The sequence below is a fragment of the Micromonospora thermarum genome (assembly GCF_012034245.1).
GTDB lineage: Bacteria > Actinomycetota > Actinomycetes > Mycobacteriales > Micromonosporaceae > Micromonospora > Micromonospora thermarum.
In genome coordinates, this window is record NZ_JAATEO010000008.1 from 177,139 (window position 1) to 202,436 (window position 25,298).

At 74.4% G+C, this 25,298-nt stretch carries 22 protein-coding genes; 5 read left to right on the plus strand and 17 right to left on the minus strand.

The genetic code is table 11. The features are described from left to right. Positions 1 to 89 precede the first annotated feature (89 nt). From cspE to HCJ94_RS10085, 5 genes are all read right to left on the minus strand, one after another. Positions 90 to 293 (minus strand): transcription antiterminator/RNA stability regulator CspE, encoded by a 204-nt coding sequence (gene cspE, locus HCJ94_RS10065; protein WP_007464836.1) that lies wholly within the window; start codon positions 291 to 293, stop codon positions 90 to 92. A 200-nt stretch (positions 294 to 493) separates the two neighbouring features. Next, positions 494 to 3,988, minus strand: a complete 3,495-nt coding sequence (locus tag HCJ94_RS10070) for an ATP-dependent helicase (RefSeq protein ID WP_168000701.1) — start codon at positions 3,986 to 3,988, stop codon at positions 494 to 496. A gap of 87 nt (positions 3,989 to 4,075) precedes the next feature. Continuing rightward, positions 4,076 to 7,639: an ATP-dependent helicase gene (locus tag HCJ94_RS10075; RefSeq protein WP_168000702.1), complete on the minus strand. Its 3,564-nt coding sequence runs from the start codon at positions 7,637 to 7,639 to the stop codon at positions 4,076 to 4,078. 199 nt (positions 7,640 to 7,838) lie between these two features. Continuing rightward, complete coding sequence (locus HCJ94_RS10080; protein WP_168000703.1) at positions 7,839 to 8,384, minus strand: LOG family protein; 546 nt, start codon at positions 8,382 to 8,384, stop codon at positions 7,839 to 7,841. 2 nt (positions 8,385 to 8,386) lie between these two features. After that, positions 8,387 to 9,238: an LOG family protein gene (locus tag HCJ94_RS10085; protein ID WP_168000704.1), complete on the minus strand. Its 852-nt coding sequence runs from the start codon at positions 9,236 to 9,238 to the stop codon at positions 8,387 to 8,389. A gap of 155 nt (positions 9,239 to 9,393) precedes the next feature. Here HCJ94_RS10085 and HCJ94_RS10090 point away from each other — a divergent pair, with 155 nt between their 5' ends. Then, on the plus strand, positions 9,394 to 9,564 hold the full coding sequence (locus HCJ94_RS10090) for a hypothetical protein (protein ID WP_168000705.1): 171 nt from the start codon (positions 9,394 to 9,396) through the stop codon (positions 9,562 to 9,564). Positions 9,565 to 9,632: 68 nt separating this feature from the next. Here HCJ94_RS10090 and dapE read toward each other — a convergent pair whose 3' ends face one another. Beyond that, the gene (dapE, locus tag HCJ94_RS10095) at positions 9,633 to 10,706 is read right to left on the minus strand and encodes a succinyl-diaminopimelate desuccinylase (RefSeq protein ID WP_168000706.1); all 1,074 of its coding nucleotides are present in this window, start codon (positions 10,704 to 10,706) and stop codon (positions 9,633 to 9,635) included. Positions 10,707 to 10,730: 24 nt separating this feature from the next. On the opposite strand from dapE, the gene dapD reads away from it, so the two are divergent. Further along, positions 10,731 to 11,690, plus strand: coding sequence for a 2,3,4,5-tetrahydropyridine-2,6-dicarboxylate N-succinyltransferase (gene dapD, locus HCJ94_RS10100; RefSeq protein ID WP_168000707.1), 960 nt, complete (start codon positions 10,731 to 10,733; stop codon positions 11,688 to 11,690). Positions 11,691 to 11,711: 21 nt separating this feature from the next. Continuing rightward, a complete protein-coding gene (locus HCJ94_RS10105; protein WP_240944102.1) occupies positions 11,712 to 11,978 on the plus strand; it encodes a maltose acetyltransferase domain-containing protein in 267 nt (88 codons plus the stop codon). A 10-nt stretch (positions 11,979 to 11,988) separates the two neighbouring features. Here the strand turns inward: HCJ94_RS10105 and HCJ94_RS10110 are convergent, their stop codons facing one another. Genes HCJ94_RS10110 through fdxA form a run of 5 tightly spaced genes read right to left on the minus strand, consistent with a single transcriptional unit; the run spans position 11,989 to position 15,827 of the window. Beyond that, positions 11,989 to 12,636 carry a nucleoside/nucleotide kinase family protein gene (locus HCJ94_RS10110; RefSeq protein WP_168000709.1) on the minus strand — a complete coding sequence of 216 codons (648 nt, stop codon included), beginning with the start codon at positions 12,634 to 12,636 and terminating at the stop codon, positions 11,989 to 11,991. Continuing rightward, entirely contained in the window at positions 12,636 to 13,277 is a 642-nt protein-coding gene (locus HCJ94_RS10115; RefSeq protein WP_168000710.1) for an SIMPL domain-containing protein, read from the minus strand. Before HCJ94_RS10115 ends, HCJ94_RS10110 begins: the two co-directional genes overlap by 1 nt. A 36-nt stretch (positions 13,278 to 13,313) precedes the next feature. Further along, the gene (locus HCJ94_RS10120; protein ID WP_168000711.1) at positions 13,314 to 14,390 is read right to left on the minus strand and encodes a prephenate dehydrogenase; all 1,077 of its coding nucleotides are present in this window, start codon (positions 14,388 to 14,390) and stop codon (positions 13,314 to 13,316) included. A gap of 7 nt (positions 14,391 to 14,397) precedes the next feature. Beyond that, entirely contained in the window at positions 14,398 to 15,504 is a 1,107-nt protein-coding gene (dapC, locus tag HCJ94_RS10125; protein ID WP_305070250.1) for a succinyldiaminopimelate transaminase, read from the minus strand. After that, on the minus strand, positions 15,501 to 15,827 hold the full coding sequence (gene fdxA / locus HCJ94_RS29580) for a ferredoxin (RefSeq protein ID WP_088992046.1): 327 nt from the start codon (positions 15,825 to 15,827) through the stop codon (positions 15,501 to 15,503). The genes dapC and fdxA overlap by 4 nt, the downstream gene beginning before the upstream one ends. A 79-nt stretch (positions 15,828 to 15,906) precedes the next feature. Between fdxA and HCJ94_RS10130 the strand changes: the two genes are divergently transcribed. After that, positions 15,907 to 16,869, plus strand: a complete 963-nt coding sequence (locus tag HCJ94_RS10130; RefSeq protein ID WP_168000713.1) for a GNAT family N-acetyltransferase — start codon at positions 15,907 to 15,909, stop codon at positions 16,867 to 16,869. A 229-nt stretch (positions 16,870 to 17,098) separates the two neighbouring features. On the opposite strand, the gene HCJ94_RS10135 is transcribed toward HCJ94_RS10130, so the two are convergent. From HCJ94_RS10135 to mshB, 3 genes are all read right to left on the minus strand, one after another. Then, a complete protein-coding gene (locus HCJ94_RS10135; RefSeq protein WP_168000714.1) occupies positions 17,099 to 17,566 on the minus strand; it encodes a hypothetical protein in 468 nt (155 codons plus the stop codon). An 81-nt stretch (positions 17,567 to 17,647) separates the two neighbouring features. Next, positions 17,648 to 18,082 carry a hypothetical protein gene (locus HCJ94_RS10140; RefSeq protein WP_168000732.1) on the minus strand — a complete coding sequence of 145 codons (435 nt, stop codon included), beginning with the start codon at positions 18,080 to 18,082 and terminating at the stop codon, positions 17,648 to 17,650. Between the two features lie 17 nt (positions 18,083 to 18,099). Beyond that, on the minus strand, positions 18,100 to 19,026 hold the full coding sequence (gene mshB / locus HCJ94_RS10145; protein ID WP_168000715.1) for an N-acetyl-1-D-myo-inositol-2-amino-2-deoxy-alpha-D-glucopyranoside deacetylase: 927 nt from the start codon (positions 19,024 to 19,026) through the stop codon (positions 18,100 to 18,102). An 86-nt stretch (positions 19,027 to 19,112) separates the two neighbouring features. Between mshB and HCJ94_RS10150 the strand changes: the two genes are divergently transcribed. Beyond that, positions 19,113 to 21,257 carry a S9 family peptidase gene (locus HCJ94_RS10150; protein WP_168000716.1) on the plus strand — a complete coding sequence of 715 codons (2,145 nt, stop codon included), beginning with the start codon at positions 19,113 to 19,115 and terminating at the stop codon, positions 21,255 to 21,257. Between the two features lie 105 nt (positions 21,258 to 21,362). Here the strand turns inward: HCJ94_RS10150 and HCJ94_RS10155 are convergent, their stop codons facing one another. The 3 genes from HCJ94_RS10155 to HCJ94_RS10165 all read right to left on the minus strand — a co-directional run bounded on the left by HCJ94_RS10155 (position 21,363) and on the right by HCJ94_RS10165 (position 25,256). Continuing rightward, positions 21,363 to 23,105 carry an ABC transporter substrate-binding protein gene (locus tag HCJ94_RS10155; protein ID WP_168000717.1) on the minus strand — a complete coding sequence of 581 codons (1,743 nt, stop codon included), beginning with the start codon at positions 23,103 to 23,105 and terminating at the stop codon, positions 21,363 to 21,365. Positions 23,106 to 23,250: 145 nt separating this feature from the next. Beyond that, positions 23,251 to 24,237 (minus strand): ABC transporter permease, encoded by a 987-nt coding sequence (locus HCJ94_RS10160; protein WP_168000718.1) that lies wholly within the window; start codon positions 24,235 to 24,237, stop codon positions 23,251 to 23,253. A gap of 8 nt (positions 24,238 to 24,245) precedes the next feature. Continuing rightward, entirely contained in the window at positions 24,246 to 25,256 is a 1,011-nt protein-coding gene (locus tag HCJ94_RS10165; protein ID WP_168000719.1) for an ABC transporter permease, read from the minus strand. Between the last annotated feature and the right edge of the window lie 42 nt (positions 25,257 to 25,298).

Below are 25,298 nucleotides of genomic sequence, written 5' to 3' on the forward strand. Positions count from 1 at the left end.
GTCGCCGCCTGGTTGCCAGGTCGACGGCGGGGCGGGCCGGTCCCGTCACCACGCCCGGAGGGCATGGTGGGTGTTACCCGATCCGAAGATCAGAGCGGGCGGATGTTCTCCGCCTGCGGGCCCTTCTGGCCCTGGGTCACCTCGAACTCGACCCGCTGGTTCTCGTCCAGGCTCCGGTAGCCGGAGGACTGGATGGCCGAGAAGTGGGCGAAGACGTCGGCGCCGCCGCCGTCCGGGGTGATGAAGCCGAAGCCCTTGTCAGCGTTGAACCACTTGACGGTGCCAATTGCCATGTTCGTCTCCTTGACGGAACGTCGAACCCGCACCTGTTGCGGGCTCGAGAGGAGCGGACCGCGCCGGATCGCGCGGCCTGCCTGTCGCTTCTGGTCGCCCCGCCCGGAGAACTCCGGACACAACAAAGAGCGCCTGGGGCCACAATCCGCCAGGCGCACACAGAGTCTCTGGGAACCATAACTGCAACGGCACCAACCTATCACGGATGGCCGGAAACGCCACCCGCTTGCGGACTTTCCGGCACCGAAGCGATCAGCGCGGTCAGCCCGGCGACGTCGAGCAGGTCCACCGGCCGGACCGTCACCCCGTCCCGGACGTAGTGGAAGGCCGCCCCGATCCGGTCGACCGGCACGCCGACCAGCTCCGCCCAGGCCAGCCGGTACACGGCGAGCTGCACCGCCGCCGCCTCGGCCGCCGGCCCGGTCGGCTGCCGGCCGGTCTTCCAGTCGACCACGTCGAACCGGCCCCCCGGGCGGGCGAAGACGGCGTCCATCCGACCACGGACCACGATGCCGGCGATCACCGTCGCGAACGGAACCTCCACCTCCACCGGCGTCCGGTCGGCCCACTCGCTGGCAAGGAAGCGCTCCTGGAGCTCGGCCAGCGCCTCGTCCGGCGCGGCGTCCGCGTCCGCCGCGCCGGGCAGTTCGTCGACGTCGAGCAGCCGGTCGGCCCCGAAGCGCTGCTCCAGCCAGGCGTGGAAGGCGGTGCCCCGCCGGGCGTACGGGTTGGGTTCGCTGGGCAGCGGACGGCGCAGCGTCCGGGCGAGGCCGGCCGGATCCCGGCGCAGGGCCACGAGCTGGGTGACCGAGAGCTGCCCGGGCAGCGCGACCTCGACCGGACCGGACTGCCGGGTCAGCTCGGCCCGCTCGGCGAGGAGCAGGTCGGCCTCCCGCCGCCACCGGGTCACCTCGGGATCCTCGGCGACCACGTCGGCGGGCGCGCCGCTCGTCGGCCCGCTGTCCACAGCGCCCGTCGGATCGCTCGCGCCGACCGGGCGCTCGGCGGACCCGTCCGAGAAGCTCCCGCCGGCCGCGGGCGCGTCCGTGGCCGGGCGGGCACCGGCGCCGTCGGCGAGGTACCGCCGGACCAGCGCTGCCGCCTCGGCGAGGGCCGGCCGGCGCCCGCCCAGGGGATCGGCCGGCCACTCGGCCCGGAGCACGACCTCGGTCGTCGGGTTGACCGCGTCCGGGGCGGGCTCGGGAGCCCACTCGTCGACCACGTGCCCCGCGCCACCGTCCAGGCAGGCATCGTGCACCTCGCGCAGCAGCACCGACGGGCCGCGCGGACGCTTCGTGCCCTCACCCCACCAGTGACCGGAACACAGCAGGAGCCGGCGGGGACGGGTCACCGCCACGTACGCCAGCCGCCGCTCCTCCCGCTCGTCGTGCGCGCGCCAGGCGTCGGTGAAGTCCTCCAGCGCCCGCGCCACCCCGCGCTGGTCCCCGACGTCGGCGAGGGCCAGCGCGGGCAGGCCGTCGGCGTCACCGCGCAGCGGGAACGGCAGCACGCCCAGCCCGCCCAGCCAGTGGTCGGAGTTGCGCACCAGCCCCGGCCACACACCGCGGCTGAGCCCGGCGACCGCCACCACGTCCCACTCCAGGCCCTTGGCGGCGTGCGCGGTGAGGATCTGCACGGCTCCCTCGACGACCTCCACCTCGCCGGGGGTGAGACCGCGCTCCTCGTCCTCGGCGGCGGCGAGGTAGGCCAGGAACGCCGACAGGGTCGCCCCCGGCGTCTCCCCGCTGAACCGCGCCGCCACGTCACCGAGCGCGTCCAGGTGACCGCGGGCGAGGCCGGCGTCGCCCGCCCCGTCCCGGCCGGCCCGCACCGCCACCTCCACGTCGAGGCCGATGGTCCGCTCGACGTCCGCGATGAGGTCCGGCAGGGACTGGTCCAGCCGGTACCGCAGCAGGCCCAGCTCGCGGGCGTACGCGCGCAGCCGCGCGTAGCCCTCCGCCGAGTACGCCTGCGCCGGCCCCAGGTCGGCGAGGGCCTCCACCAGCGTCGCCTCGTCCAGCGCGTCCGGGACGATCTCCGGCTCGTCCCCGGCGGCGAGCCGCCGGCGGGCGGACGCGATGGCCTTCGCCCGGCGGTGCAGGGCCACCAGGTCGCGCGGCCCGATGCGCCAGCGGGCGCCGGTCAGCAGGCGCAGCAGCGCCGCGCCGTCGGTCGGGTCGGCGAGCACCCGCAGGGTGCACACCACGTCCCGCACCTCCGGCGTGTCCAGCAGGCCGCCCAGCCCCACCACGTCGACCGGCAGGCCCCGCGCCCGCAGCGCCGACTCGATCGCCGGGATCTGGCTGCGCAGCCGCACCAGCACCGCCGTGGTGGGGCGCGCCGCCACCGGGATGTGCTCGGGCAGCACCCCGGGTGTCCCCGCCGTCCCCTGCCAGGCGCGCAGCACACTGTCGGCGATCCAGTCCGCCTCGTCCGCGTACGTCGGGAGGAGCGCACAGTGGACGGTGCCGGCCGCGGCTCCCCGAGGCGTGCGGTGCGGGATCGGGTCCTTGACGCTCAGCGCCGCGTGCAGTTCCGGCACCCGGGCGCCGGCCGCGCGCAGCGGCGTGGCCAGGGCGTTCGCCACGGCGAGGATCTCCGGGCGGTTGCGCCAGCTGGTGGTGAGGCTGCCTACCGCGGCCGGCGTGCCGTCGGCGCGGGCGAACTCGGTGGGGAACCGGTCCAGCGTGCCGGCGCTGGCCCCGCGCCAGCCGTAGATCGACTGGCACGGGTCGCCGACGGCGGTGACCGGATGGCCGCCGCCGAAGAGCGCGTTGAGCAGCACCACCTGGGCGTGGCTGGTGTCCTGGTACTCGTCGAGCAGCACCACCCGGTACCGGTCACGCTCGACCTCGCCGACCGCCGGGTGGTCCCGGGCGACCCGGGCGGCCCGGGCCAACTGGTCGGCGAAGTCCATCGCCTCGAAGTCCTCCTTGCGCCGGGCGTACGCGCGCACCAACGGGAGCAGCTTCAACCGTGTCTGCTGGAGGGTGAGGGCCTTCTTGACGTCCGCGTAGACGCGGCCGGGCCGCGACTGCACGTCGGCGAAGAAGCGGCCGGTCCAGGCGGCCAGGTCGTCCGGATCGACCAGGTGCTCGTCCAGCTCGCCGGCGAGGGCCAGCACCGCGTCGGTGATCGTGCTCGGCATCCGGTCCACGTCGGACATGTCACCGTCGTAGTTGCGCACGATCAGGTCGACGAGCTGCCAGCGGGACGCCTCGGTGAGCAGTCGCGTGGACGGCTCGTACCCGGCCCGCAGCCCGTGCTCGGTCACGATGCGTCCGGCGTACGAGTGGTACGTGGAGACGGTCGGCTCGCCGGACAGCGGGTCGTCGAACGGGTCCCGACCCCGCCGGCCCAGCCTCCGGACCAGCTGGTCGAGCCGGGCGCGTACCCGGTGCGCCAGCTCCCCGGCCGCCTTGCGGGTGAACGTGAGGCCGAGGACCTGCTCGGGACGGACGTACGAGTTGGCCACCAGCCAGACCACCCGCGCGGCCATCGTCTCGGTCTTGCCCGAGCCGGCGCCGGCCACCACCAGCAGCGGCTCCACCGGAGCGGCGATGATCGCCGCCTGCTCCCGCGTCGGCGCCGGCAGCCGCAGCAGCTTCGCCAGCTCGACCGGCGTGTAGCGGGGGCCGGCGTCCGCCACCCTCGGGGCCGGCGTCGCGGAGCTGAACAGGGTCGGCTGGCTCACGGTGTCGTCCGCGGCTGCGGGGCTGGCACGCTCACTCCTCGCCCTCACTCACCTTGTCCTCGTTCGCGACCGCGGGGCTCGCAAAGCTCACTCCTCGCGCTCACGGGTCTCCGGCCGGGGGATGACGGTCGGCGGTTCGACGACCTGGCGCCCCTGCCCGGACACCGGGCAGCTCGTGCGTACCGGGCAGACCCGGCACTTCGAGTTGGCGACCGCGGCGAAGGTGGCGGCGGCCATCGTATCGGCGGTGCGCCGGACCAGGGCGGTCGCCCAGCCGGCCTCCGGCCCCTCACCGGCCGGCGGCTGGGTCTGCTCCTTCGCGTCCTTGGCGCCGGTGCCGAGCTGCACCAGGGCGGCGCCGCCGGACTCCTCCCCGTACGCGGCGAACGCCCCCGACTCGACCGCCGCCTGGTACGCGCCGAGCTGCGGGTGCTCCGCGAGGTCCGCCGCGGTGACCGCGGTCGACTTGCCGGTCTTCAGGTCGACCACCACGAGCCGGCCGTCCGCGTCGACCTCCAGCCGGTCCACCCGGCCGGCCAGCTCGACCGGCCGGTGCGGATCGTCGAGCCGGACGGCGAACTCGTGCTCGATGGCGAGCAGCCGGCGCGGGTTGGCGGCCAGCCAGCGCAGCAGCTTGTCGACCATCGCCTCGGCGCGGGCCCGCTCCGGCCCGGCCATCCAGCGGGCGGCCAGCTCGATCGCGTCGAACCGGGCGGCGACGTAGTCGAGCAGGGCGCCCCGGTCCGCACTGGCGTCCTCGGCGAGCATCGCGGCGGCGTGGACCAGGTTGCCGACACCCTGGGCGGTGCTGGCCGGCGCGCTTCCGCCGTGCCGTTCCAGCAGCCAGCGCAGGCTGCACCGCAGGGCGCTCTCCATCGCCGACGGGGTGACCCGGACCGGCTCTCCCTCGTCGACCAGCGGCCGGTCGTCCGAGAGGGGGCGCAGCCCCCACCAGTCGTCCGGGTGCGCGCCGGAGACCCCGGCGGCGGCCAGGCGGGCCAGCTCGGCCGCCGCCGCGTGCCGCCGGGCCGCCGGCGCGGCCGGGTCCGTCACCGCGGTACGCAGTTCGGCCACCAACGACGCCAGGGTCAGTGCCCGGGGCGGCCGGCTCACCGGCAGCGTGGTCACCCGGTCGGGTTCGGCGTCGCCGTCCGCGGCCGGCGCGTCGCCGTCCTCCCCCGGAGTCGACGCCTCGTCGATCGGCAACGTCAGCGCGGCGACGTCGCCGGGTCGCCGAGCCGCCGAATCCTCGCCCTCCGCGGGGACGTCCCCGGTCGACGGCTGGCCACCGTCCGACGGGGACGGTCCGGCGGGCCGGGGCCCGGCACCGTCCGGTGCGCCACCGGTCGGGCCGGCACCACCCGTGGGCGGGTCGGTGGGGCCCAGTTCGTAGAGGAAGCGGCTGGGCTGCTCCTCGTGGTCGTCCCCGCCCACGGCCGCGGAGGCGACCGCGCTGACCAGCAGCCGGTGCCGCGCCCGCGTCACCGCGACGTGGAACAGGCGCCGCTCCTCGTCCAGCAGGGCAGAGGTCTGGCCGACCACCGTGGCGAGCCGCCCGTCACCGGCCGAGCGGCCGGCGAGCACGTCGACGAGGCGCTCCGAGCCGAGCAGGCTGCCCCGCAGCCGCAGGTCGGGCCAGACGCCCTCCTGCACGCCGGCGACGGCGACCAGGTCCCACTCCAGGCCCTTGGCGGCGTGCGCGGTGAGCAGCCGGACCGCGTCACCCCGGTCGGCGGTCGGGGCGAGTGTGTCGGCCGGCAGGTCCTGCCCGAGCACGTGGTCGAGGAAGACCTCGGTCCGCGCGCCGGGCAGCCGGTCGGTGAAGCGGGCGGCGGCGTCGAACAGCACCATCACCGCGTCGAGGTCCCGGTCGGCCGCCTCCGCCCGACGGCGACGGGCGACGTCCCCCTCCCCCGTCGTCGCCGGAGTCCGGGCCAGCGCCGCCGACCACAGGTCGGCGAGCCCGCTGGCCCGCCAGACCGCCCAGAGCACGTCCTCGGCGGTGGCGCCCGGCCGGGCGGCCGTCTCCCGGGCGACCGCCAGCAGGCCGGCCACGGTCTGCGCCGGCTCCGCCCACCGGCGGTCGATCCCGGCCAGCTCGGCCGGATCGCGCAGCGCCTCGACGATCAGCTCCCCGGACGGGCGGCGGTCACCCGCCGCGAGCGCCATGACGCGGAGCCCCTGCCGCAGCCGCCGCTCGGCGAGCGGGTCGGCCCCGCCCAGCGGCGAGTGCAGCAGGGCGACGGCCGCCTCCTCGTCGAGCCGCTCCGGCTCCAGCGCGCAACGCAGCAGGAGCAACAGCGGGGCGACCGCCGGTTGCAGGTGCAGCGGCAGATCCTCGCCGTGGACCACCGTCGGCACGCCGGCGGCGTGCAGGGCGCGGCGCAGCGAGGGCAGCTGCCGGGCGGTGGACCGCACCAGCACCGCCATCTCCGACCACGGCACTCCACCGAGCAGGTGCGCCTCGCGCAACGCGTGCGCCAGCCAGGCCGCCTCGCTGGTGGCGGAGCGGAACGTGCGGACCTCCAGCGTGCCGGGGGACGCGTCGGGCAGCGGGCGCAGCCGCCGGTGCGCCGCCGGGCCACGCAGCCGGCGGGCCAGCCGGGCGCTCGCCGCCAGCAGGCGGGGGCCGGCCCGGTACGAGGTGGTCAGCACCACCTGGGCGGCGGGCGCCCCGGAGGCGGTGCGGAACCGGTGGGTGAAGGTCGGCACACCGGTCGGGTCGGCGCCCCGGAAGGCGTACGTGGACGAGTCGGGATCGGCGAAGGCGACGAGGGTCTTGCCGCCGCCGGCCACGGTCGCCAGCAGATCCTGCTGGGCGGGGTCGGTGTCGGCGTACTCGTCGACGTAGACGTACGCCAGCCGGCGCCGCTCGGCCTCCAGCAGCTCCGGGTCGTCGAGCAGCATGCCGGTGACGGCCCGGACCAGCTCGGCGGGGTCGTACGCGATCGAGCCCCGGTTGCTCACGTCGCGCAGCGCGAGCACCGCCACGTACTCCCGGAGGAAGCGCGCGGCGGCCGGCCAGTCGGCGCGGCCGAACTTCTCACCCAGCCGGGCCAGCTCGACCGGGCCGACGCCGCGCTCGGCGGCGCGCATCAGCAGGTCCCGCAGCTGCGCCGCGAAGGCGCGGGTGCGCAGCGCCGGGCGCAGGTCCTCCGGCCAGCCCACCGGGTCGTCGCCCGGCTCCTCGCCGACCAGGTCGAGCAGCTCCCGGATGATCAGATCCTGCTCGGGACCGGTGAGCAGGCGTGGCGACGGCTCGCCGCGCTCGGCGGCGGCGCGCCGCAGCAGCCCGAACGCGTACGCCGGGAAGGTGCGCACCAGCGGTTCCCGCAGCACGCGGTGCCCGTCGGCGGCGACCCGTGCCTCGATCCGCTGCCGCAGCGCGGTGGCCTGCCGGCGGCCGAACGTGAGCACGAGGACGTGCTCGGGATCGACCCCCTCGGCCACCCGGGCGGCGACCGCGTCGACGAGGGTGGCGGTCTTGCCGGTGCCCGGGCCGCCGAGCACGAGCATCGGCCCGTCGGTGTGCCCGACCACCTCCGCCTGCCGCGGGTCGGCGACCCGCGTGCCCCTCGCCGCCGGCCCGCCGGAGCGGCGGTCCCCCGGGGCCGCGTCGGCAGGCCGGCGCACCAGCCGGTACGCCTGCATCCCCCCATCCCACCAGACCCCACCGACATGCCGCCGCACCCCACCCCGATACCGGGCAACGCGTTACGACGCCGCGGCGCGGCGCGCCGCTTCGCGATGCGACTCCGTAGCCACCGCAGTGAGACCGTGGTCGCACAGATGGGGCAGCTCGACAGTTGCCGAGGACGTTCACGAGCCCGCGTCGGGCGAGCGGCCCGGGTCAGACCAGCTGGGACTCCAGGGCGTCGAGGGCGGCGGGAACGGTGTCGACCACCGTGAGCAGGGCCAGGCCCGCCGGCTTCAGGAAGGTCTGGTCGGTGAGGCCGCCCAGCCAGTCGAGCAGGGGGCGGTAGAAGCCGTCGGTGTCGACCAGGACCATCGGCTTGGCGTGCAGGGCCAGCGTGGCCGTGGTCCAGACCTCGAACAGCTCGTCCAGCGTGCCGAGGCCGCCCGGAAGGGTGAGGAACGCGTCCGACTTGTCGAGCATGAGCGTCTTGCGGTCGGCCATCGACTCGGTGACCAGCAGCTCGTCCGAGGCGAGGTCGGCGACCTCGAGGTCGACCAGGGTCTGCGGGATGATCCCCAGCGTCCGCCCGCCCGCGGCCCGCGCGCCGTCCGCCACCGCGCCCATCATCCCGACGCAGCCGCCGCCGCTGACCAGCGTGTGGCCGCGCCGGGCGATCTCCGCGCCGGTCTCCGCCGCGAGGTCCAGGAAGCGCTGGTCGAGGGTACGGGAGGACGCGCAGAACACGCAGATGGCCGCCACGGTCAGTCCCTGCCGCCCTCGTCGGCGGCGACCCGTTGGTCCGCCGCGGTGCGTGCGACCGCCTCCTCGCGGACCGCCTCCTGCTCGGCGGAGAGCATCGCCTCCGCCTCCACGATGTGGCGGACCGCGTCGTTCACGTCGTCGGTGAGGCAGATCAGTTCCAGGTCCACCGGGCCGATCTTGCCCTCGGCGGCCATGGTGTCGCGCAACCACTCGATCAGACCGCCCCAGTAGCGGGTGCCCATCAGCACCACCGGGAAGCGCGTCACCTTGCCGGTCTGCACCAGCGTGAGCGCCTCGAACAGCTCGTCCATGGTGCCGAAGCCGCCGGGGAGGACCACGAACGCCTGGGCGTACTTGACGAACATGGTCTTGCGGGCGAAGAAGTAGCGGAAGTCGATGGCCAGGTCCACCCAGTCGTTGATGCCCTGCTCGAAGGGGAGCTCGATGCCGAGCCCGACGGAGAGCCCGCCGGCGTCGCTGGCGCCCCGGTTGGCGGCCTCCATCACGCCCGGCCCGCCGCCGGTGATGACCGCGTACCCGGCCCGGGCCAGCTCGCCGCCCAGCGCCTCGGCCATCCGGCACTCCGGGCTGTCCGGGAGGCTGCGGGCGGAGCCGAAGACACTGACCGCCGGCGGCAGGTCGGAGAGGGTGTCGAACCCCTCGACGAACTCGGAGAGGATCCGCAGCGCCCGCCACGCGTCCCGGGTCTTCCAGTCGCTGCGCTGCCGCGAGTCGAGCAGCCGCTGGTCGGCGGTGCTGCTCGTGATCGCCGCGCGGCGCAGGGTGACGGCGCCCCGGTGCCGCTCCCGCCGCGGCCCGCCCTCCGCCGCCCGCCCGTTGCTCTCGCTCATGGGAGCAACCGTAGTGGAGTCGCACGCATCGGGCGTGCAGGGCCGAGCAGGCCAAAAATTCGTCGCGATCACGGGCAACTATTTCGGTCGCCCGTACGTCTTACTATTCACATACCGGGTATGCCCCGGCGCGCGCCTTCGGGGGAGGAACCAGCGTGATCACCAACAACGAGAGGATGCGGATCCGCCGTCAGATGCAGCGGCGGATCCAGGACGTGGTGGCCGAGCGCCGCCGCGCCCGCCTGATGGAGCCGACCGCCACGGAGCTGGCCGGCGATCCGGCGGAGTCCACGGCCGGCGGGTCCGCCCTGACCCGGACGGCCTGAGCCGCACGCGCCGCCGCCGGCCGGAAGGGTCCCGGGGGCTGGCCTCCCGGCCGGCGGGGCGAGGTGGATCAGGCGGGGGCGAGCCAGCGGTGCAGGGTGGCCGCGCCCTCGCGGATCTTGCCGATCTCGACGTGCTCGTCCTTGTGGTGGGCCAGGTTCGGGTCGCCGGGGCCGAAGTTCAGCGCCGGGATGCCCATGGCCGCGAACCGGGCCACGTCCGTCCAGCCCAGCTTGCCGATCGGCGCGGCGCCCACCGCCGTCAGGAACTCCTGCGCCGGCGGTGCGTCCAGGCCCGGCAGCGCGCCCGCCGCCGCGTCGGTGACCTCGAGCTCGAAGCCGTCGAAGACCTCGCGCAGGTGCGCCTCGGCCGCCGCCGGGTCACGGTCCGGCGCGTACCGGTAGTTGATCTCGATCTCGCAGTGGTCCGGGATGACGTTGCCGGCCACGCCACCGACGATCCGGACGGCGTTCAGCCCCTCCCGGTAGTCACAGCCGTCGAGGGTCACCCGGCGCGCCTCGTACGCCGTCAGCCGGCGCAGCACCTCGCCCGCTCCGTGGATCGCGTTCACCCCGTGCCAGGACCGGGCCGCGTGGGCCCGCTCGCCGTGCGTGGTGACGATCGCCCGCATGGTCCCCTGGCAGCCCGCCTCGACGATCCCGTACGTCGGCTCCAGCAGCACCGCGAAGTCGGCCCGCAGCCACTCCGGGTGCGCCTCGGAGACGAGGAAGAGACCGTTGTACTTCGACTCGATCTCCTCCGCCTCGTAGAAGAAGTACGTCACGTCGTACCGCGGCTCGGGCAGCGTCACCGCCAGGTGCAGGGCGTACGCCACGCCGGACTTCATGTCGGAGGTGCCGCACCCGTACATCAGGTCGCCACGCATGGTGGACGGGAAGTTGTTGTTCAACGGGACCGTGTCGAGGTGCCCGGCGAGCACCACCCGCTGGGCGCGACCCAGGTCCGTACGGGCCATGACCGTGTTGCCGTACCGGTGGGTCGTCAGGTGCGGCACCCGGAGCAGCACCTCCTCGACGCAGTCGGCGATCGCCTTCTCGTTGAGGGAGACGGACTCTATGTCGACCAGTGCGCGGGTCAACGCCACCGGATCAGCCAGGACCTCGGGGGTCAGCGGGTTCTCCATGTTTCGCACGGTACCGTCACAGTCGTGACGACCGCACAGTCTGCCTGGGGCATCGGCCTGGCCACCGTTACCGCTGACGATCAGGTGCTCGACACCTGGTACCCGACCGGCAAGCTGGGGCTCGGCGACCTGCCGCTGGTCCCCGGCGAGGACGAGGCGGACGTCCTCGACCTCCCACCGGGCGCGGTCGGCGACCGGGCGCTGCCGGGCCTGCGTACCGTCCAGGTGGTCACCGTGATCGGCTCGCTGGAGGACCCGATCAAGGACGCCGCGGACGCGTACCTGCGCCTGCACCTGCTCTCCCACCGCCTGGTACGTCCCAACGAGCTCAACCTCGACGGCATCTTCGGCAAGCTCGCCAACGTCGCCTGGACCTCGGCCGGGCCCTGCCCGCCGGAGCGGGTTGACGAGCTGCGCGTGATCGAGCGGGCCGCCGGCCGGCACCTGGCGGTGTACGGGGTGGACAAGTTCCCCCGGATGACCGACTACGTCGTCCCCTCCGGCGTGCGGATCGCGGACGCCGACCGGGTCCGGCTGGGCGCCCACCTCGCGCCCGGCACGACGGTGATGCACGAGGGCTTCGTGAACTTCAACGGCGGCACGCTCGGCACGTCGATGGTCGAGGGCCGGATCGTGCAGGGCGTGGTGGTCGGCGACGGCTCCGACATCGGCGGCGGTGCCTCGATCATGGGCACCCTCTCCGGCGGCGGCACCGAGAAGATCCGCATCGGCGAGCGGAGCCTGGTCGGCGCCAACGCGGGCGTCGGCATCACGCTCGGCGACGACTGCGTGGTGGAGGCCGGCTGCTACGTCACCGCCGCCTCCAAGATCACGCTGCCGGACGGCCGGGTGGTCAAGGCCCGCGAGCTGTCCGGCGTGGACGGGCTGCTCTTCTGGCGCAACTCGGTGACCGGCGGCCTGGAGGCGAAGCCGCGCACCGGCAAGGGCATCGAGCTGAACGCCGCCCTGCACGCCAACGACTGAGGCGGTCGCCGGATGCCGTCGATGAAGGAGCGCATGCTCGCCGGTGAGCCGTACATCGCCGACGAGCCGGAGATCCTCGCCGACCTGGACCGGGCCGCCCGGTTGATGGAACGGTTCAACAGCAGCTCGGCGAGCGACCCGGACGGCCGGCTCGCCGCGCTGCGGGACCTGCTCGGCGGGCTCGGCGAGGACACGGTGGTGGGTGCCGGCGCCGTGGTCACCAGGGACCTACCGCCGAACGTCGTCGCGGTCGGCAACCCGGCCCGGGTGGTCCGCGAGCTCGCCTGACTCCCGGCCGTCACGGGGGCGGCGGCTCGGTGAGGCGTACGACCAGGTCGGCCCGGTCCGCCGTGGCGGCCACCAGCGCGGCGTTGGCCTCGTCGCTGCCGCACGCCCAGGCCCGGGCCTCCTCGGGCGACCGCCCGTACGCCTCGTGCCGGGCGGTGAGCCGGCGCAGCCGCAGCTCCGCGTCGAGGTCCAGGAACCACGCCTCGTGCAGCAGCGGCCGGATCTCCTCCCACGGGTAGTCGGGCAGCAGCAGGTAGTTGCCCTCGGTGACCACCAACCGGACCTCCGGCGGCACCTCGATCGCCCCGGCCACCGGCTCCTCCAGGTCCCGCCGGAACTCCGGGGCGTACACGGACGTGGGCTCGAGGCGGCGCAGGCGGCGCAGCAGCGAGACGTACCCGTTGGCGTCGAAGGTGTCCACCGCGCCCTTGCGCTCGGCCCGGCCCAGCCGGACCAGCTCGGCCTGCGCCAGGTGGAACCCGTCCATGGGGACCAGCCGGGCGGCCGGGCCCACCGCGGCCACGATCTGCTCGGCCAGTGTCGACTTGCCGGCACCGGGCGCGCCGGCGATGCCGAGCAACTGGCGCGGGCCGGCGTCGGCGAGCGCGCGGGCACGCGCCACCAACTCGTCGAGGGGGACGACCCGGGCCGGCGCCATCAGCCGAGGACCGGCTCGCTGATCGTGAACCGGGCGTGCACCGCCGCCTGCACGGCCTGCGGTTGTGGGTCCAGGTCCAGCTCGGGCGGCCCGCCGGACTCGCCTCCGCCCCGGTACGCCACCTGCGCGAACATCGGCCGGTCGGTGTCGGCGTCGGCCAGTTCGAGGAGCGCGACCACCCGGGCGCCGAGCGCCTCGGCGTACTCGCGGGCCCGCAGCAGGGCGTCGGCGATGGCGGCGTGGCGGGCCTCGCGGTACACCGGGCTATCCGGGCGCAGCGACCACCACGGCCCGGCCACCTCGACCTGGTCCTGGTCGGCCAGGCGCAGCATCAGCTCGCCCAGCGCGGTGAAGTCCCCGACGGTGACGGTGGTGCTCACGCTGCCGTGGTACGCCACGACCCGCTCCCCGGACCGCCGGGTCTCCGGCCGGACCCGCAGGTCGCCGGTCTCCCGCCGCTCGACGGCCGGGCCGTACCCGTCGAGGAGCACCCGGACGGCGGCGGCCCGTTCGGCCAGCCGGCTCAACGTGGTCTCGCGGTCCCGGTCCCGGGCCATCGCGGTCACCGTGAAGCGGGCCAGTTCCGGCGCGACCTCCCGGTGCGCCTCGCCCCGTACCGCCACCACCGGTCCATCCACCATGCCCTCACCCTATCGGCGTCCCGCCGGATGGAGAGATCAGTCGGCTGCCTGCCGTGGCCCGGGCGGGTCCGGGACGTGGGCGGTGTAGGCGACCCGGTCGGCCCGGACGTGGCAGCCGCCCAGGTGGCCACCGGCGGCACCCAGCTCCCGCAGCCAGGCGACCTCGTCGGCGTGGTCACCGCTGGCGGGGAAGTCCCGGACCCGGGTGGCGTACGCGCGACCGGACAGCAGCTCACGCGCGGCGCCCGCCTCGGCATGCAGCGCGGTCAGCCGCTCGGCGTCGCCGGACCGCAGCGCGTCGGCCAACTCGTCGAGGTACGCGGTCACCCCGGCCAGCTCGCGCAGCACCCGCTCCCGGTTGCCGAGCAGCATGTTCGCGGTCCGCACCGCCGGGGTGCCGGCCACCCGCGTGCCGTCGCGGAAGCTGCCGGCGGCCAGCGCGAGGACCGCGTCCCGCAGGGTCGCCCGGCGGACCGCCCCGGCCAGCGCGCCCGCGAGCAGGTGCGGGACGTGCGAGGCGAGGGCGGCGGCGGTGTCGTGCGCGGCGGCGGCCATCGGCACCACCCGGGCGCGGAACACCTCCAGCAGCAGCCCGGTGAGCCAGCGGAACGCCCCGGTCGCCGGCCCCGCCGCCGGGCAGAGCACCCAGGCGGCGCCGTCGAGCAGCGTCGGCGCGGCGGCGGTGAGCCCGGCCGACTCGGCGCCGGCCATCGGGTGCCCGGGCACGAAGCGGTCGAGCAGCCCGTGCCGGGCGGCGGCCGCGGCCACCTCGGCCTTGGTGCTGCCCACGTCGGTGAGGACGCAGCCGGGCGGGCTCGCCGCGGCCACCAGCGGCAGGGTGGCCGGCAGGGTGGGCAACGGCCCGCACAGGAACACGACGTCCCGCCCGGCGACCGCCTCCTCGACGGTCTCCGGGGCGGTCACCCACTGCCGGCGCGCGTGCTCCCGGGTGGCCGGGTCCGGGTCCCACCCGGTGACGTCCAGCCCCGCGTCGCGCAGCCGCAGCAGGACGGATCCGCCGATCAGGCCGGTGCCGACGACCGCGGCGCGGACGCCTGCGTACCCCCCGCCGGCCTCCGGACGGCCCGGGCCGGCGGTCCCGTCGCCCGTCATCGCGACCTCAGGCGGCCAGCCGGCCGGCGACCGCCGCGACGTGCTCGTCGGACTCGGTCAGCGCCACGCGCACGTGCCGGGAACCGGCCGGACCGTAGAAGACGCCGGCCGCGACCAGGATGCCGCGCCGGGCCAGCCAGTCGACGGTCTCCCAGCAGTCCTCGTCGCGGGTCAGCCACAGGTAGAGGCCGGCCTCCGAGTGCTCGGCGGTGAACCCGGCGCCGGTGAACGCGGCGTGCAGCGCCACGCGCCGGGCCCGGTAGCGTTCGCGCTGCTCCTCGGCGTGCCGTTCGTCGCTCAGGGCGGCCACCATGGCGGCCTGCACCGGCGCGGGCACGATCATGCCGGCGTGCTTGCGTACCTTCAGCAGCTCGGCGACGAGCGCCGGGTCGCCGGCCACGAAGCCGGCCCGGTAGCCGGCGAGGTTGGAGCGCTTGGAGAGCGAGTGCACGGCGAGCACGCCCTCGTACGAGCCGCCGCAGACCTCCGGCGACAGCACCGAGACCGGCTCGGCGTCCCAGCCGAGCGGCAGGTAGCACTCGTCGCTGGCGACGACCGCGCCGCGCTCCCGCGCCCAGTCGACCACCTTGCGCAGGTGGGCGGCGGGCAGCACCCGGCCGGTCGGGTTGCCGGGCGAGTTCACCCAGACCAGGCGCACCCGGGGCGTCGGGCCGACCGCGGTCAGCGAGTCGGCGCGTACGACGGTGGCCCCGGCCAGCCGGGCGCCGTCCTCGTAGGTCGGGTACGCGATCGACGGCACCACCACCACGTCCTCCGGCCCGATCCCGAGCAGCGTCGGCAGCCAGGCGACCAGCTCCTTCGAGCCGACCGTCGGCAGGACGCCGAGCCCGTTCACCCCGGCCCCGCAGGCGCGCGCGACCCAGGCCGTGATCGCGTCACGCAGGGCCGGCGTGCCGGCGGTGAGCGGGTAGCCGGGAGCGTCCGACGCGTCGGCCAGGGCCTGCCGGATCAGCGGGGGCACCGGGTCGACCGGCGTGCCCATGGAGAGGTTGATCAGGCCCTCCGGGTGCGCCGCGGCCAGCGCGGCCGCGGCGTCCAGAGTGTCCCAGGTGAACTCGGGCAGCCGAGCCGAGACCGGCGCGGGCCGGTTCAGTGGCCCTCTCCACGCGGCGGCTGGGCGGCGACGAAGGTCGCGTCCTTCTCCACCTTGCCGATCTTCGAGGCGCCGCCGGGCGAGCCCAGGTCCTCGAAGAACTCGTAGTTGGCCGCGGTGTAGTCCTTCCACTGCTCCGGTACGTCGTCCTCGTAGAAGATCGCCTCGACCGGGCAGACGGGCTCACAGGCACCACAGTCGACGCACTCGTCGGGGTGGATGTAGAGCATCCGGTTGCCCTCGTAAATGCAGTCGACCGGGCACTCCTCGATGCATGCCTTGTCGAGCACATCCACGCACGGCTCGGCGATGATGTAGGTCACCGGTCTTCTCCTCCGCAAGACGCGCCGCGATCACCCGCGACGGTAAGAGCCTAGTATCTCGGCGGGGAGGAGGTCGATCGTGCTCCGACAGCAGGACGTGGGACACCGCATCGTGGTCCGCCGCATTGTGGGGATTCGCGAAGGCAGACCGCTCTTCTCCGACGCGCTCGGCGAACTGGTCGAGCTGAGCGAGACCCATCTCACTCTCGCCACCGCACAGGGCCGGATCGAGGTCCCGGTGGCCGAGGTGCACCGGGCGAAGCGGGTCCCGCCGGCCCGCCGGCCGACGGCCGCCGCGGTGGCCGCGCTGGAACTCGCCGCCGACGAGGCGTGGCCGGCGCCGACCCGGGCCCGTCTGGGTGACTGGCTGCTGCGCAGCGCCGACGGATGGACCGGGCGGGCCAACTCGGCGCTGCCGGTCGGCGACCCGGACCGACCGCTGCCCGCCGCGCTCGACGCGGTGGAACGCTGGTACGCCGACCTCGGCCAGCCGGCGCTGGTCAACACGCCGCTCCCGCTCGCGGCCCCGGTCGGCGCCGAACTCGACGCGCGGGGCTGGACCAGCCGCCCGACGGTGCTCGTGCAGACCGTGCCGCTGGCGGCGATGCCCCCGGGCGCCCCCGAGCCGGCCGGGTCACCGCCGGTCGGGCTGGCGACCGCGCCGTCCGAGGACTGGCTGGCCATCGCCGCCGGCCGCAAGGGCGGCCTGCCGGACGCCGCCCGCCACGTGCTCACCGCCGTGGACCAGGTCCGCTTCGCCGAGGTGTACGCGGACGGCCGGCTGGTCGCCGTCGGCCGGGGCACCGTCACCGGGGCGGGCCGCTGGCTCGGTCTGAGCCTGATCGAGGTGCTGCCCGAGGCCCGCCGGCAGGGGCTGGCCGGGCGCGTGATCCGCGCGCTGGCCGGCTGGGGTGCGGCGGCCGGTGCCACCGACGCCTTCCTCCAGGTCGAACAGCGCAACACGGGGGCGGTCGCCCTCTACCGCACGTTGGGCTTCACCACCCATCACACCTACCTGACCCGGGTCGCACCGCCCGCCTGACCACGGCAGGGTTTGCGCAGGTCCGACGGTCCTCGAACCCGGAGCGGACCGACCCGCGCGGCGGTGACCACCGCGCGGCCCCCCCGCCGACGGACGGCAGGAGATCCGTCCCGCGTCCGCTACCGGACCCGGCGTGCTCGGGCCGGCCGCTCCCGACCGGTGCCCGGCCCGGACCTGACAGCGGCGCCAGATCCCACCTGGCGCCGCTGTGAACGCCGCGAGGCCGAGGTCAGCGGCGGACCGGCTTGCGGGGCTTGGCGGCCTTCGTCTCGGCGTACCGCTTGAGCCGCTGCGACCGGTGGTCGAGGCCGAGCGCGACGGCCAGCAGGTAGCCCAGGAGCACACCGATGCCGGACGCGGCGGCGTACAGCCAGATCTGGGCGAAGAAGGTGCCCGCGCCGTCGCCGAACGGACTCTTCCCGACCAGCAACGGCCCCACGAAGAGAGTGAGTGCCAGCGCGACGCCGATCGCCGCCGCCACGTCCGCCCCCCACTCGGCGGCCGGCCGGTGCCGGCTCCAGACGAAGGCGACCGAGGCCAGGATCAGCCCGAGCGTCACGAACATCCCGAGTGTCACCCGGTCGGCGGCCGCGGTGTCGTCCGCGTCGAAGCCGAACCGGATGATCAGCCGGGCGACCACGTTGACCACGAACAGCGCGAGCGCGAGCATTCCGACCGCGCGCCACCGCTCCCTCATCGCACGCCTCCCGCCGTACCGCCCGCCGCCCTCCGGCGGGCCTCCCTGGCAGGAATATCTACCACCAGAAGCTGTGCGTCGTCAGGCCCCGGGTCGGGTGGGCGGGGTCGCGAGCACCCGCCGGAAGCCCATCACGGCGAACGTCATCGCGCCGGCCACCACGAGCAGCAGGTCCACCCACGTCCCGGTCAGCAGCACGTCGCCCTCGGAGGTGCGGATACCGGCGACCGCGACCATGACGAACCACGGCACCGCCGGCAGCGCCACCGCCCACCGGCGCGCGACCGTGGCGTGGGCGAACCAGCTCAGCGCCACGTTCGCGCCGACCGCCACCAGCACCGCGACGCCGATCAGGTACCCGCCGACCCGGACCGGGGCGAGCAGCAGCTCCAGCACCGCGCTCACCACTCCGCCGACGACGGAGAGCAGGCCGCCAGCGACCCGCAGGACGAGGTCGACCGCCCGGCCGGAGCGGTCCGGCAGCGGTGGCACGCCCTCGTCGGGCACGACCGACATCGGCGCGGCGGGGAGGGTCACCGGGAACCGGCCGCGCCGACCGGTGACCGGTCCGGACCGTCGGCGACCGCGAGCCCGGCGAACAGGTCGTCCTCCCAGCCGTACGGGCCGGAGCCGGGGCCCTTCTCGCCGACCGCGAGGGTGTAGTACTCCACCCCCATGAACTCGCTGCCGAAGTTGCCGGCGATCGAGTACAGCCAGGAGTTGTCCGGGATCTGGGTGGCATGGGCCCGCATCGCCGCCTCCTTGGCGGCGTGCTGGTCGGTCGCGTCGATCCGGGCGGCGATCTGCGGGTCGGGGGTGCAGAAGGGCAGCTCGGTGGCCTCCTCGATGCCCACGAACGGGTTGTCCGACGAGCCGGCGAAGTGGGCCATTCCGGCCTCCAGCACGCTCTGCGGCATCGCCGTCCAGTAGATCTTCGCCGGGCCGAAGCCCTCGGCGCCGGCCAGCTCGGCGGCGCGCATCGCCACCCGGTGCGCCTGGATGTGGTCGGGGTGGCCGTAGAAGCCGTTCCCGTCGTACGTGATCATGACCTGCGGCCGGATCTCGCGCATGATCTCGACCAGGTGCCCGGCGGCCTCGTCGAGGTCGGCCTGCCAGAAGGCGCGGGGGTGCTCGTTGGTGGCGAGGCCCATCATGCCGGAGTCCCGGTAGCGGCCGGCGCCGCCGAGGAACCGGTGGTCGGCGACGCCGAGCGCGCGGCAGGCCGCCGCCAGCTCACCGATGCGGTAGCCGCCGAGCTGGTCGGCCTCGGCCGCGGCGAGCTGCGCCAGCGCCGGCACGTGGATCTCGCCCTCCTCGCCCAGCGTGCAGGTCACCAGCGTGACGTGGGCGCCGGTGGCGGCGTAGTGCGCCATCGTCGAGCCGGTGCCGATGGCTTCGTCGTCGGGGTGCGCGTGGACCAGCAGGAGCCGGCGGTCGGGCAGCGTCGTCACGTCCGTCACTCTATCCGGCGGTTGTCCCCGACCGGCCCGGACGCGTCCACGCAGGTCGGCCACATCACCTCCGGCGCCGTCCTACGATCCGACGTGTGGACTTTCCGGAGCTGGCCGCACGTACCCGTCGGTTCCGCCACGGGGCACCGCGCGCCGTCTCCGTGGCCGACGACGGCGCCCGGGTGGTCTTCCTCCGCTCGGCCGGCCCGGAGGACCCGGCCGACGCGCTCTGGCTCCTCGACGTCGCCACCGGGGAGGAACGGCTGGTCGCCGACCCGGCGGCGCTGCTCGGCGGCGACGCCGAGGCGCTCAGCCCCGGTGAGCGCGCGCTGCGCGAGCGCCTGCGCCTGAGCGCCTCCGGCATCGGTTCGTACGCCCTCGACTCGGCCGGCCGGGTGGCGGTCTTCGCTCTCGGCGGCCGGCTGTTCCGGGCCGACCTGGTGCACGGCGACGTGGTCGAGGTCGCCACCGCCGGCCCGGTGCTCGACCCGCGGCCGGACCCGACCGGGCAGCGGCTGGCGTACGTGACGGACGAGGCCGACGGGGTGCGGCGCGGCGAGCTGCGGGTGGTCGAGCACGACGGCACCGACACCATGCTGGCCGGCGAGGACTCCGGCGTGACCTGGGGCCTGGCCGAGCACATCGCGGCGGAGGAGTTCGACCGGTTCCGGGGCTACTGGTGGGCTCCGGACGGGCGGTCGGTGCTCGCCGCGCGGGTCGACGAGTCCCGGCTGGAGCGCTGGCACCTGCACGACCCGGCCGACCCGGCGAGCGCGCCGACGGGCGTCGCGTACCCCCGGGCCGGCGGGCCGAACGCGGAGGTGAGCCTGCACCTGCTCGACCTCGACGACGGCTGGGTCGATGTGCACTGGGACCGGGAGACCTACCCATACCTGACGACGGTGCACTGGGCCGACGGCGGGCCGCTGATCACCGTGCTGCGCCGGTCCCAGCAGCACGGCCTGGTGCTGGCCGTGGACCCGCGTACCGGGGAGACGCAGGTGCACGCCGAGCTGGCCGACCCGCGCTGGGTCGACCCGATCCCCGGCACGCCCGCCCACCTGCCGGACGGCCGCGTGCTGGTCGGCGGGGAGCTGGCCCACGACGGGTACGACGCCCGCTGCCTGTTCGCCGACGGCACGCTGCTGACCCCGCCGTCGCTGTACGTCCGCCGGGTGGTGGGCCGGCTGCCGGCCGTCTCGGGCAGCGGGCCGGCCGACCTGGTCGTGGAGGCGAGCGAGGGCGAGCCCAGCGAGCAGCACCTGTTCCGGGTGCGCACCACCATCGGCGGTGGCGTCGACGCCCGCCGGATCACCACTGACTCGGGCTGGCACGTGGCGGCCGTCGGGGGTGACGTCCTGGTGGTCGGCAGCGCCTCGCTGGACCACGCCGGCCTGCGCTGGACGGTGTGGCAGGGCGACCGGGAGGTGGCGGAGCTGCGGTCGTTCGCCGCGACCCCGCCGTACTCGCCGCTGCCCCTGCTGGAGCGGGTGACCGACCGCCGACTGCCGGCGGCGGTGCTCTACCCGGACAACCACGTCACCGGCCGCCGGCTGCCGGTGCTGCTCGACGTGTACGGCGGCCCGGGCCACCAGGAGGTCCTCGCGGCCCGGTCGGCGTGGCTGGAACGGCAGTGGTGGGCCGACGCGGGGTTCGCGGTGGTGGTGGTCGACAACCGCGGTACGCCGGGCGTCGCGCCGTCGTTCGAGAAGGCCATCCACCGGCGGATGGCGGACGTGGTCCTCACCGACCAGGTGGAGGCGCTCACCGCGCTCGCCGACAAGCACCCCGACCTGGACCTGGGCCGGGTGGCGGTGCGGGGCTGGTCGTTCGGGGGCTGGTTGGCGGGGCTGGCCGTGCTGCGCCACCCCGAGCTGTTCCGGTGCGGGATCGTCGGCGCGCCGGTGACCGACTGGGCGCTGTACGACACCGCGTACACCGAGCGGTACCTGGGCCTGCCGGACGACGGGATGGACGTGTACGCCCACCACTCGCTGGTGGAGCTGGCCGCGGAGCCGGTCACCGGCCCCGACCAGGCCCGCCCGCTGCTGCTGGTGCACGGGCTGGCCGACGACAACGTGGTGGCCGCGCACACCCTGCGGCTGTCGGCGGCGCTGCTGTCGACCGGGCGTCCGCACTCGGTGCTCCCGCTGACCGGCGCCACGCACATGGCGGCCGGCGGCACCCGCGAGCGCCTGCTGAAGCTGGAGCTGGACTTCCTCCGTACCCACCTGGGGTGAACGGAAGGGCCCCCGTCAACGCCTCCGTGGCGGAAGGGGCCCTAGTCAACGCGGAAGGCCCCGGCCGACGACGCTGTCGACCGGGGCCCGCTTCCGCGGTACGGGTTACGGCTTCACGTGGGCGTTCACGAAGGACGGGTACCCGAAGACGCTGGAGATGAACACCCCACCGGCCTTCGAGCCGTGCACGACGTACGCCACGTCCACGTAGAGCGGCACGACCGGCGCGTGCTCCTTCATGATCCGCTCGTCGAGCTTGCCCCACTCCGGACCCTGCTCGGCCGGCGGCAGGGCCAGGATCCGGTCCATCTCGGCGTTGATCGCCGGGTCGTTGAAGTACGACTGGTTGCTGTTGCCCTCGGCCTTGATGGTGCGGCCGTCGTAGAGCACCGGCAGGATCGAGGCGCCGCTCGGCCAGTCGGCCGCCCAGTTACCGATGTACAGGTCCCAGGGGTTGTCCTTCTTCTTGATCTCGTCAAGCTTCGCGTCGTCCGGGATGTTCCGGACGGTGATCTTGAAGCCGGCCCGCTCCAGGTTGGCCTTGAGCTGGGCGCCCTGCTGCTGCTCGGTGCTGTTGTCGGCGACACCGAGGACCAGCTCCGGGGTCTGGCCGCCGAGCAGCTCCTTGGCCTTCTCGACGTTGCCGGTGGCCCCGGCGGGGTACGCGTCGTACGCCTTGTAGCCGATGGTGGATGGCGGCATGAGCGTGGTCATCGGGGAGGCGACGGTCTGCCCGCCGAGCGCCTTGACCATGCCCTCCCGGTCGATGGCGTAGTTCAGCGCCTGCCGGATCTTCAGGTCCTTCACGCGCTGGGTGTTGATGACGAGCTGGTTGGCGCTCGGCGTCGGGGACAGGATGGTCCGCGACTTCAGCGCCTGGTCGTTCGCGACCTTGGCCACCAGCGAGGCCGGGACGAAGTTCCAGGCCAGAGCGCTCTGGTCGGCGCCGTTGTCGGCGATCACCCGGTTGTTGGCGGCGTCGGCCGTCGGGCCGAACGACCACACGAACCTGTCCGGGTACTGGTGCCGCACCGGGTCGGTGTTCGCGTCCCAGTGCTCGTTGCGCTCCAGCACGATCTCGGTGCCGGCCGTGTACTTCGTGATCTTGTACGGCCCGGACGAGAACGGCTGGTTGTCCAGGTTGACGCCGGTGTCCTTGTCGGCCGGCAGCGGCGCGGTCGTCGGCAGGGACACCGCGAACGGCAGGTCACAGCGCGGCTTGGCGAACTCGAAGCGCAGCGTCTTGTCGTCCGGCGTGGTCAGGCCCGGGGGCAGCGAAGCCTTGTTCGCCTTGAAGTCCCACTTGGTGTCGTACTGCGGGGTGTCGGCGAGCCACTCCTGGATGTAGGTCGGTCCGCCGGTCAGGTCCGGGTCGAAGGAGCGGGCGATCCCGTACGCGATCTCCTTGCTGGTGACCGGGCGGCCGTCCTCGAACTTGATCCCGTCCTTGATCTTGAATTCCCAGACCTTGCAGTCGTTGTTGACGTTGGTGCCCGGCGTCTCGGCCAGGTCACCGACCAGGACCAGGCCGCCCTTGCCGTCGTCCTTCCAGGTGGTCAGGTAGCGGGAGAAGAGCGGGGACGCCATCAGGCCCGCGAACGAGTACGTCCGCTGCGGGTCCAGGTGGGAGATGGGGGTCTCCCGGATGATGGTGAAGGTGCCGCCCTTCTGGGCGCCGGGAACCTCCGCCGCCGGGCCCTTCGAGGCCTTCGGGTCGGTCGCGATGACCCCGGTCTGCTGCCGGTTGGTGTCCACCGTGGTGCCCTCGCCCGTGTTCTTCGAGCACGCACCCAGGGCCACCACCAGTGCGATCGCGCCGCCTGCGGCGGCCGCCACGCGTGGTCGCATTCCTACCTCCTCCACCCCGGTCGCGCCGGTGGACCACCGGCGTCCCGAGGATCGTAAAGAAGAAAATCTACGAGTTGTGTAACAGTTGTCGATAAATTTCACCGCCGCCCGGCCGGCGGCCACCCGCCTCGTGAGCGGGTGGGAGTCAGCCGAGCCGGACGCGGGGGTCGATGGCCGCGTACAGGAGGTCCACCAGGACGTTGGCCACCACCACGAAGACCGCCGCGATCAGCACGGTCGCCATGATGGTGGGCAGGTCGCCGGCCCGGACCGCCTCCACGGCCGTACGCCCCAGCCCCTGCAGGCCGAAGGTGGTCTCGGTGATGACCGTGCCGCCCAGGGCCGCGCCGACGTCGAGGCCGGCGATGGTGACCACCGGCGTGATCGCCGCACGCAGCGCGTGCCGCCCGTACACGGTCGGTTTGGCCAGCCCCTTCGCCCGCGCGGTACGGACGAAGTCCTCCGAGAGCGTCTCCAGCATCTGCGCCCGGGACAGCCGGGCGTAGATCGCGGAGAAGAGGAAGGCCAGCGCCAGCCAGGCGAGCACCAGGCCGCTCGCCCATCTCAGCGGATTCTCGAGGATCGACGTGTAGCTGGGCACCGGCAGCAGCCGCAGGTTGTAGACGAACACCAGCAGCAGGACCGCGCCGACGAAGTAGAGCTGGAGCGAGGCGCCGGTCAGCGAGAAACCGATCGCCGCCCGGTCCAGCCAGGTGCCCCGGCGCAGCGCGGACACCATGCCCAGCCCGACGCCCAGCAGCAGCCAGAGGATCGCGGCCGGGATGACGATGCTGAGTGTCACCGGCAGCACCCGGGTGATCGTGTCCAGCACCGCCTCGTTGTTCACGTACGACCAGCCGAGGCAGGGGGCGTCGCACCGCCCGCCCTGCGCGCTGCCCAGGTCGCGGCCGGTGAAGATGCCCTTCATGTAGCCCGCGTACTGGGTCAGCAGCGGGTCGCGCAGGCCCAGTTCCTGGCGCACCCGCTCCAGCCGCTCGGGGTTGCAGTTCTTCGGGCACATGCCGCTGACCGGGTCGCGCGGCAGCGCGAAGAACATGAGGAACGTCAGCACGCTCACCGCGAAGAGGGTGAGCACGGCGGAGAGGATCCGCTTGATCAGGAAGCGCGCCATGTCAGCACCTACCGGGACGACTTCGGGTCGAGCGCGTCGCGCAGCGCGTCGCCGAAGAGGTTGAACGCGAACACGAGCGCGAAGATCGTGATGCCGGGGAAGAAGACGAACGCCGGGTCGGTCTGGAGGTAGTCCAGGCTCTGGTAGATCATCCGGCCGAAGCTCGGCGTCTCCTCGGTGAGGCCGACGCCGATGAACGACAGGGCGGCCTCGCTGGTGATGAACTGCGGCACCGCGAGCGAGAACGCCACCAGGATCGGCGCCCAGATGTTCGGCAGCAGTTGCCGGAACAGCATGTGCCCGAGCCCGGCCCCGCTGGCCCGCGCCGCCTCGACGAACTCCCGCTCCCGCAGCGCGATCACCTGACCCCGCACCAGCCGGGCCGTGCTCGTCCAGCCGAAGATGGCGAAGACGGCGATCAGCACCCCGACCCCGAAGGCCGGCGGTACCGCGTCCCGCTCGCCGTAGAAGCGCAGCGTGAGCGTGGGGGTCAGCGCCAGCGCGATGATGAGGAACGGCATGGCGAGGGTGAGGTCGGTGATCCAGTTGACCACCGCGTCCAGCCAGCCGCCCAGGTAACCGGCGAGCGCCCCGAGGACGATGCCGATCACCGTGGTGATCACCGCCGCCACGAAGGCGATGAACAGCGACGTCCGCAGCCCGTGCACCAGCCGGATGAAGATATCCCGGCCGAGGCCCGGCTCCAGTCCGAAGAAGTGGTCGCCGGACACGCCGCCGGCGTAGCCGAGGGGCATGCCGAAGCCGTCCAGCTTGTTCTGGAACTGGTCGCGTGGTCCGATCCCGTACAGCGCCTCGATCAGCGGCGCGGCCAGCGCCACCAGCACGAACAGGATCAGCAGGGCACCGCTGACCATGGCCGTACGGGCGCGCCGCAGCCGCAGCCAGGCGAGCTGCCCGGGTGAGCGGCCGACGAACCGCTTCTCCCGGGGCGCGCGGGCGTCCCCGCCGCCGGACTCGATCTCGGCCAGGGCCACGCCCTCCACCGGGGACAGGCTCATCGCGACACCTCCTCGACGGCTGGCTGTGCCCCGTTGGTGAGC

Bases quoted from the DNA above. Each gene is read 5' to 3' on its own strand.
- cspE (WP_007464836.1), bottom strand. From the start codon at position 293: ATGGCAATTGGCACCGTCAAGTGGTTCAACGCTGACAAGGGCTTCGGC.
- HCJ94_RS10075 (WP_168000702.1), bottom strand. From the start codon at position 7,639: ATGCAGGCGTACCGGCTGGTGCGCCGGCCTGCCGACGCGGCCCCGGGG.
- HCJ94_RS10085 (WP_168000704.1), bottom strand. From the start codon at position 9,238: ATGAGCGAGAGCAACGGGCGGGCGGCGGAGGGCGGGCCGCGGCGGGAG.
- dapE (WP_168000706.1), bottom strand. From the start codon at position 10,706: ATGGAGAACCCGCTGACCCCCGAGGTCCTGGCTGATCCGGTGGCGTTG.
- HCJ94_RS10105 (WP_240944102.1), top strand. From the start codon at position 11,712: ATGAAGGAGCGCATGCTCGCCGGTGAGCCGTACATCGCCGACGAGCCG.
- HCJ94_RS10110 (WP_168000709.1), bottom strand. From the start codon at position 12,636: ATGGCGCCGGCCCGGGTCGTCCCCCTCGACGAGTTGGTGGCGCGTGCC.
- HCJ94_RS10115 (WP_168000710.1), bottom strand. From the start codon at position 13,277: ATGGTGGATGGACCGGTGGTGGCGGTACGGGGCGAGGCGCACCGGGAG.
- HCJ94_RS10120 (WP_168000711.1), bottom strand. From the start codon at position 14,390: ATGACGGGCGACGGGACCGCCGGCCCGGGCCGTCCGGAGGCCGGCGGG.
- HCJ94_RS10135 (WP_168000714.1), bottom strand. From the start codon at position 17,566: ATGAGGGAGCGGTGGCGCGCGGTCGGAATGCTCGCGCTCGCGCTGTTC.
- HCJ94_RS10140 (WP_168000732.1), bottom strand. From the start codon at position 18,082: ATGTCGGTCGTGCCCGACGAGGGCGTGCCACCGCTGCCGGACCGCTCC.
- HCJ94_RS10155 (WP_168000717.1), bottom strand. From the start codon at position 23,105: ATGCGACCACGCGTGGCGGCCGCCGCAGGCGGCGCGATCGCACTGGTG.
- HCJ94_RS10160 (WP_168000718.1), bottom strand. From the start codon at position 24,237: ATGGCGCGCTTCCTGATCAAGCGGATCCTCTCCGCCGTGCTCACCCTC.
- HCJ94_RS10165 (WP_168000719.1), bottom strand. From the start codon at position 25,256: ATGAGCCTGTCCCCGGTGGAGGGCGTGGCCCTGGCCGAGATCGAGTCC.